This window comes from Phenylobacterium sp., from assembly GCF_031181185.1.
Classification (GTDB): domain Bacteria; phylum Pseudomonadota; class Alphaproteobacteria; order Caulobacterales; family Caulobacteraceae; genus Phenylobacterium.
This window is the reverse complement of record NZ_JAPSKZ010000192.1, coordinates 1-6,686: the sequence shown is the minus strand read 5'-3', so window position 1 is coordinate 6,686 and position 6,686 is coordinate 1. Positions and strand designations below refer to the sequence as shown.

Here is a 6,686-nt window from a genome sequence, read left to right as displayed (position 1 = left end):
CTCGTAGAGGCCTTGGGCCGCCGCCATGCTGGGCAGGGTATCGAGGCGAAGCTGGCGATAGCCGCAGGCGCGGGCGGCCTCGACGACGGCCTGGGTCAGCGCGCGGCCCAGGCCCAGGCCGCGGGCCTCGGGCGCGAGGTACAGGCGCTTCATCTCGCAGGCGCCGTGTGTGAGCGGGCGGAGCGCGGCGCAGCCCAGAGGTTCGCCCGAGGCGCCGCGGGCCAGCAGCAGCTCGCCGGCCGGCGGCGCGTACTTGCCGGGCAGGGCCGCAAGCTCGGCCTCGAAGTCCTGGTAGCCGAGGTCGACCGGCAGTCCCGCGGCGTAGCGGCGGAAGAGGTCGGCGACGGCGGCGAGGTCCGCCGGCGTGCGTGCGGGCGCGATCTGGACGTCAGGAGCTTGGGTCACGGCAAAGCTAGCTAAGGCGGCGGCGCGGCGGGCGCTAGGCGCCGGGCGTGGATTGTGGCCCTCTGCGGCGATGGAGAGGCAGCGGACCTTCGACCGCCGGGCGGTGCTGGCGGGCGCCGCTGCGCTGGCCGCAGCCGGAGGCGCGTCGGCGCAGGGCGCGCCGGAGGTCTGGAGCTTTGCGCGGCCGGACAAGGTCGCCGGGCGCGCCACCGAGGTGCTGGGCGAGCCGCGCGTGGCGCCCGGGCCCGGCGGCAAGGCCTTGCTGTTCGACGGCGTGGACGACGGGCTCGTGGTTCCGGTCCATCCGCTGGCGGGCGCGGTCGCCTTCACCATCGAGGCGGTGATCCGGCCCGACGGCGGCAAGTTCGAACAGCGCTGGCTGCACCTGGCGCAGGACGCGCCCGACGAGGGGGTGTCGGGCGGGACCCGGATGCTGTTCGAGGTGCGCGTGGTTGAGGACGCCTGGTACCTGGACGCCTTCGTCAAGGGTCCGGGCTACAGCCAGACCCTGATCGCGCCGGAGAAGCGGCATCCCGTGGGCCGCTGGGCGCACGTGGCCCAGGTCTGCGACGGGCGGAGCTACGCCTGTTTCGTCGACGGCGTGCTGCAGGCGCAGGCGCAGATCGCGTTCACCGCGCAGGGACCGGGGCGCACGTCGGTCGGCGTGCGGATGAACCGGGTGGACTGGTTCCAGGGCGCCCTGCGCGAGGCGCGGTTTTCGCCGAGGGCGCTGCGCCCTGCGGAGTTTCGGCGGCCGGCGGGCCTTGCCAGCTAGGATTTTACAGATGTAATCTTCCATCGGGCACGAGGGAGCGCACGATGGCGGCGGCATGGAACCTGCGCAGACGGGCGCGGCTGCAGGACAGCCTGCATACCTTGGGCATGGCGGGGGTGTTGGCGATCGCCGCCAGCGTGCCGCTGGTGGACATCTACCGGACCTGGGCGGGCATGCGGGCCGAGAAGGCGGCCTGGGACGGCATCACCGGTCCGGCTTGCCCGACAGCCGAGGCGCCTTCGCCGAAGCTGGTGGGACGGCGGCCGCTGAAGGACTTCACCTATGGCGACGTGACGTTCGAGCGGCGGCACGGGCATGCCAGCTGCGCAGGCTTCCGCGACGACGGCGAGGTCTACCGGATCTGCCAGTTCAACGCCCCTTCGGTGCTTCGGGTGACGACGCCGAAGGGGACCGTCGTCTTCGAGCCCGGACCGGTGCGGCCGACGACGGTGACGATCCGCGACGGCGTGGCGACCTGCGTGCTGGGCGGCTGGTTCCGGTCCTAGCCGTGTGGCAGGCTGGCGGGCATGACCACGCCCGACCCGCTGGCCGCGCTGAGGGGCCGCTTTCTGGAGCGCGCAGCCGCCGACCTGGCCTGGATCCACGCGACAGGCGGAACGCCGGCCGAGGAGCTGCTGGCCCGCGCGCACAAGCTGGCCGGCGCGGGCGGGACGTTCGGCTTCGCGGCGGTGAGCGAGGCGGCGGCGGCGGTCGAGGACGATATCCGCGAAGGCCGTGCGGCGGACCTCAGGCCTCTGGTGTCGGCGCTGGAGGGTTTGCCGCCGGCGAACTGAACCCCTTGCGGGTCATGGTTCCCCAGCTGTGCTGCTTGGTGAAGAACTGCCAAGTCCCGCGGATGCGCCACACGTTGTTGATCTGCCGATAGCCGAAGTTCTCGATCACGGCGGCGAGCATCAGGACCACCAGGCTGCGGGCGTTCGGGAAACGGCGGAGCTCGACCTCTTCCAGGGCCAGCGCGCCGACGCTGATCACCACCCCGTAGGCGGCGCTGACGGCGAGGAAGGCCAGCAGGTAGTCGACGTGGAGCACGCCGGTGATCCAGAACGCCGGAATCAACAGCCAGCCCATCAATTCGATGAAGGGCCCCAGCACGTCGACGACCAGCACGTAGCCGAAGGCCAGGAAGCCCACGCGGCCGTAGCGCGGGTTGAAGAGCATGTCCTTGTGCTTGGCGAAGCATTCGAGCGTGCCGCGGTGCCAGCGGGCCCGTTGGCGGCCCAGCACGGCAAGGTCCTCGGGGCATTCGGTCCAGCAGACCGGCTCGTGAACGAAGGCGATGCGATAGGGGCGTCTCTGCTCGCGAAAGCGCTTGTGGAGCTTGACCACCAGCTCCATGTCCTCGCCCACCGTCCCCAGGCTGTAGCCGCCGACCTCGAGGACGGCGCTGCGCCGGAACAGTCCGAACGCGCCGGAGATGATGGTGAGGGCCTGCAGCCTGCTCCAGGCGATGCGCGCCATCAGGAAGGCGCGCAGGTATTCGATGGTCTGTAGGAGCGCGAGCAGGTTCTTCGGCACCCCGATGCGGGCGATGTTGCCGTGGCGGATCTCGCAACCGTTGGCGATGCGAACGGTGCCGCCCACGGCGATGACGCGCTCGGGATCCTCGACGAAGGGGCGGACCGCCCGCAGCAGGGCGTCGGGCTCGAGCAGGCTGTCGGCGTCCATGGAGCAGACGATGGGCGCGCGGGAGAGGTTGATCGCGGCGTTGAGCGCGTCGGCCTTGCCGCCGTTCTCCTTGTCGACCACCAGCAGGCGCGGCTGGTTCGGCGCGACGTAGAGACCGCGGATCGGCGCGTGCGGGGCGATCGGCTCCCACGATCGCGCGGTGGGCTGGAGGTCGAAAGCGGCCTTCAGCGCCTCCATCGTGCCGTCCTTCGACCCGTCGTTGACGACCACCACCTCGAAGCTGGGGTACTGGAGCGCAAGCAGCGAGCGAAGGCTCTCGCCGATCGTCATCTCCTCGTTGTAGGCGGGCACCAGGAGCGCGATGGGCGGGGCGCTGTCGGCGTAACGCCGCCACAGCATCCGCGGCTCGACGATGCCGCGCTCACGGCGGAGCTCGGCTCCGGCGATGATCAGTTGCCAGATGTGGAACGCGTTCTGGGCGACGCCGGCGACGATCACGACGGTGGCGATCGACTGGGCGAAGACGGTGAAGCCGCGGGCCGCGGCCTGGAGATCGAAGCCCAGCTCGATCAAGCGCCCAACTCCGCGAGCGTGAGGGATGCAGCCCGCTGGGCAGCGGGATCGGGCAAGGCGGCGGCCTGGCGCAGGCGCTCGAGGCCGGCCGGGCCCAGCTTGCCGAGCGCCGCAGCGGCCTGGAACCGGACGCGCCAGGCGTCGTCCGAGAGGCGCGCGTAGAGCGTGTCGGCCAGGCGGCCCAGGCGGGCCTCGCCGGCCGCCCCGGCGCCGGCGGCGCGGACCTCGGGATCCGGATCGTCGAGGGCGGCGGCCACCGCGGCCTGGCCCGCGGGGTGCTGCAGACGGCCCAGCGCGCGGACCGCGGCGGCGCGGACCGCGGCGTCGACATGGCTCGCGTTCGCGGCGAGCGCCGTGATGACGGAATAGTCGCCGCTCGCGCCCAACGCCTCCAGCAGCAGCACGCGCAGCTCAGGCGAGAGATCGGTCCGGGCGAGTTCGCCCACGCCCGCCTGGGGATGCTCCACCACCCGCTCGCGCAGGAACTCAGCGAAGCGGCCGGAGGCGCGGAGATCGCCCTGGGCGGCGGCGTCCAGCAGGTCACGGACCGGCACGTCGTAACCGGCGCGGGACAGCGCCTCGAGCGCGGTCAGGCGCAGCTGGGGGGACTCGCGCGCGACGTCGCGGAGCGCCTTCTCGGTCTCGGAGCCGGGAAAGGCCGCCAGCGCCTCGATTGCGGCCAGGCGTCCGGGCATGGAGCCGCGGCGCAGGCGTGCGCGCAGGCCCTGCTGCACGCCCACCGTCTCCAGCGCGGCGACGACGACTTCACGGTCGTGGCCGCGTACGACGCTCATGAAGTCGAGAAGCGTCTCGGACATGAGCCGGGCCCGGCGGCGGAATGGGCGGAGGGCGAAGGCCGCCTCGGCGCGGCCCTGCATGACGGCCACCAGCGCCTTCTCGACGGCGCGGCGGTCGGCGACGCGGCGACGCTGGGCGCGGTCCTGGACCACGCGCTGCAGGATCAGCCCGCTCATCCACCCGAGCGCCAAGAGCGCGAGGGCAAGGGCGCAGAGCCAGATGATGCCCAGCGACGACACCTCAGAACCGGCGCGTGACGCCGACGCTGACGAGGTCCTGGTCGTAGGCCGGCCGTTCCTCGTGGACGCCGTCGACGCGCAAGGTCAGGTCGTCGGAGACGTCGAAGGCTGCGCCGAGGTTGACCGCCTTCACCCGCACGGTGACGCCCTCGCTGGACTCCGGAGCGTGGGTCCAGCCGGCCTGCAGCAGCAGGCGCGGGACGGGCCGCCACCCGCCGCGCAGCGCATAGCCGGTGCGATACTCGTCGGTCTCGTCGATGACGTTGATCCAGCGGGCGGTGAGCGACAGGGCCTCGCCGCGGGCGACGGTGAGCGACGGGTGCAGGCTCCACACGCCGCCGGTCGGATAGCGCGAATGCCCGCCGTCCACCGCGAGCTGAGCGCTCCAGCCGTCGGCGAAGGCGCGAGCGGGCGAGACCGCGCCGGCGCGAACGGCCCATTCGGGGCGGAAATCGGCGTCGGACGCGCCGCCGATCGCGACATAGCCGAACCGGCCGGCGACCAAGCCTTCGAGGTAGGTGTCGGCGGCGCCGAACTGGCGGGCGTATTCGACCGAACCGCCCAGGGTGCGGCCGTTTTCGGTGCGGCTCAGCGCGACCTGGGCGATCCGCGTGGAGGACAGGCCTTGGCTGCGGTCGCCGTAGGTGGCGCCGAGGTCGAGGCGCCAGCGGGCTCTGGCTTCGGTCGATGGCGGGGCGGCGGGCGTGCGGCGGGCCGCCACCACCTGATCGGCCAGGGCGCGGGCGTCGGCGTGCGGCGGCTGCGCGGCGAGCAGGGGGGCGAGGCGCCGCTCGGCCTGGCCGAGATCGCCGCGGAAGAAGGCGATGCGAGCGCGGGCGACCGCCACGTCGGCATAGGCCGGCGCCAGCCGTTCCGCCTCGGCCAGGGCGCGGTCGGCGTCGTCGAAGCGGCCCACGGCGGAATAGGCGAGCCCCAGGTTCAGCCAGGCGTCCGGGTCGGCGGCGGCCCGGCCGCGGGCGGCGGCCTCGAGCAGCGGGATGGCCTCGGCCGCTTGGCCGGCCTGGCGCAGCCGGACGCCCTCGGCCAGCGGATCGGGCGGGGCCGGTTGGGCCAACGCCGGCGCGGCGCCGGCGGCGATCAGGGCCGCCAGGAGCAGCCGCCTCATGCAGAAGCTCCGGGCAGGCCGCTCATCAGGCGTGCGAGGCGAGCGACGAGTTCGTCGGGGTTGAACGGCTTGGCCACATAGTCGGCCGCGCCCAGCTTCAGCGCGCTGACGATGTCGGCCTCCCGCTTCAGGGCGGTGAGCATGATGATCGGGATGCCGGCCAGCCTGGCGTCCTGCTTGAACCGGCGCAGCGCCTCGAAGCCGTCCATGACCGGCATCATGGCGTCGAGCACGATCACGGCGGGCGTTTCGGCTGCGGCGGCGTCGAGCGCCGCCTGACCGTCCTCGACGCTCTTCACGGTATAGCCGGCGCCTTCGAGCTTGTGCTCCAGGATGGCCCTCAGGAGCGGGTCGTCGTCGGCGATGAGAATGTACTGGCTCATCTGGTCAGCCACAGGCCCGGGTTCAGGAGGAGCGTCAAGCCAAGGCGGAGGTTCCGTCAGCGCGTGCGCAGGTCACCCGACCACCACGCGCTCCTCGCCGAACCAGAGGGGCGAGCGGGCAAGGTCGATAAAACGCCGCTCGTCCTCCAGCAGGCGGGCGGCGGCGGCGCGGGCTTCAGCACGGCGGCCGTTCTCCAGGATGGCGTCCAAGCTGTCGAACCACAGTTCGGCGACACCGTCGTACTCTTCCGGCGCCTCGCGGCTGGCGCGGACGGCCGCACTGGCCTTGGCCGGCAGGCTATGCAGCTGCACGTAGCGGCGGATCTGCAAGGTCTCGGCGAGGCTGGCGACGAGGGGCGCGTGGGTGTCGCGCCAGTAGGCCTGGAAGCCCTCGCGGGAGAGCTCGGGCCGCCGGCGAAGGCAGAAGGTGAGCTTGATCATGCCCGCCAGGGTGCGCCCCCGACGCGGCGTCACGCCAGCCCTCCGTCGCGGGTCAGCGCAGCTCGACGACCTTGCCCTGCACGGTGACGCGCTCGAGGCGCATCTCGGCCGTGCCATCGAGGCGCGGATAGCCTTCCAGCGTGATCGGCTGGCCGCCGGCGATCATCTCGCGCGTCAGGCCGCGCGCTTCCATGCGGGCCAGCGGCGCCAGGACGACGTCCCAGGCCCGGCCCTGGTAGCTCACCTTGGCGGTGGCGTGCGGGTTGCTCCAGGCCAGGTCCGAAAGCGGCGCGGTTACC

General features: G+C 72.8%; 10 protein-coding genes. 3 read left to right on the top strand and 7 right to left on the bottom strand.

Annotation, left to right across the window (positions count from 1 at the left end; translation table 11 throughout):
- The coding region (locus tag RIF93_RS17565; RefSeq protein ID WP_309092746.1) for a GNAT family N-acetyltransferase at positions 1-405 on the bottom strand (405 nt) is incomplete at its 3' end.
- Positions 406-475: 70 nt separating this feature from the next.
- On the opposite strand from RIF93_RS17565, the gene RIF93_RS17560 reads away from it, so the two are divergent.
- The 3 genes from RIF93_RS17560 to RIF93_RS17550 are packed head-to-tail and all read left to right on the top strand — an operon-like array spanning position 476 to position 1,974.
- Positions 476-1,180 (top strand): LamG domain-containing protein, encoded by a 705-nt coding sequence (locus RIF93_RS17560; protein WP_309092745.1) that lies wholly within the window; start codon positions 476-478, stop codon positions 1,178-1,180.
- 44 nt (positions 1,181-1,224) lie between these two features.
- Positions 1,225-1,686: a hypothetical protein gene (locus tag RIF93_RS17555; protein ID WP_309092744.1), complete on the top strand. Its 462-nt coding sequence runs from the start codon at positions 1,225-1,227 to the stop codon at positions 1,684-1,686.
- 21 nt (positions 1,687-1,707) lie between these two features.
- Positions 1,708-1,974: an Hpt domain-containing protein gene (locus tag RIF93_RS17550; RefSeq protein ID WP_309092743.1), complete on the top strand. Its 267-nt coding sequence runs from the start codon at positions 1,708-1,710 to the stop codon at positions 1,972-1,974.
- Here RIF93_RS17550 and RIF93_RS17545 read toward each other — a convergent pair.
- The 6 genes from RIF93_RS17545 to RIF93_RS17520 all read right to left on the bottom strand — a co-directional run.
- Entirely contained in the window at positions 1,928-3,400 is a 1,473-nt protein-coding gene (locus RIF93_RS17545; RefSeq protein WP_309092742.1) for a glycosyltransferase, read from the bottom strand. The two genes, RIF93_RS17550 and RIF93_RS17545, sit on opposite strands and share 47 nt — an antisense overlap.
- Positions 3,397-4,374 carry a HEAT repeat domain-containing protein gene (locus tag RIF93_RS17540; protein WP_309092741.1) on the bottom strand — a complete coding sequence of 326 codons (978 nt, stop codon included), beginning with the start codon at positions 4,372-4,374 and terminating at the stop codon, positions 3,397-3,399. Before RIF93_RS17540 ends, RIF93_RS17545 begins: the two co-directional genes overlap by 4 nt.
- 64 nt (positions 4,375-4,438) lie before the next feature.
- Positions 4,439-5,563: a YaiO family outer membrane beta-barrel protein gene (locus tag RIF93_RS17535; protein WP_309092740.1), complete on the bottom strand. Its 1,125-nt coding sequence runs from the start codon at positions 5,561-5,563 to the stop codon at positions 4,439-4,441.
- Complete coding sequence (locus RIF93_RS17530; RefSeq protein ID WP_309092739.1) at positions 5,560-5,946, bottom strand: response regulator; 387 nt, start codon at positions 5,944-5,946, stop codon at positions 5,560-5,562. Before RIF93_RS17530 ends, RIF93_RS17535 begins: the two co-directional genes overlap by 4 nt.
- 72 nt (positions 5,947-6,018) lie before the next feature.
- Positions 6,019-6,420 (bottom strand): EthD domain-containing protein, encoded by a 402-nt coding sequence (locus tag RIF93_RS17525; RefSeq protein ID WP_309092738.1) that lies wholly within the window; start codon positions 6,418-6,420, stop codon positions 6,019-6,021.
- A gap of 19 nt (positions 6,421-6,439) precedes the next feature.
- A partial coding sequence (locus tag RIF93_RS17520; RefSeq protein ID WP_309092737.1) for a hypothetical protein occupies positions 6,440-6,686 on the bottom strand: 247 nt, incomplete at its 5' end.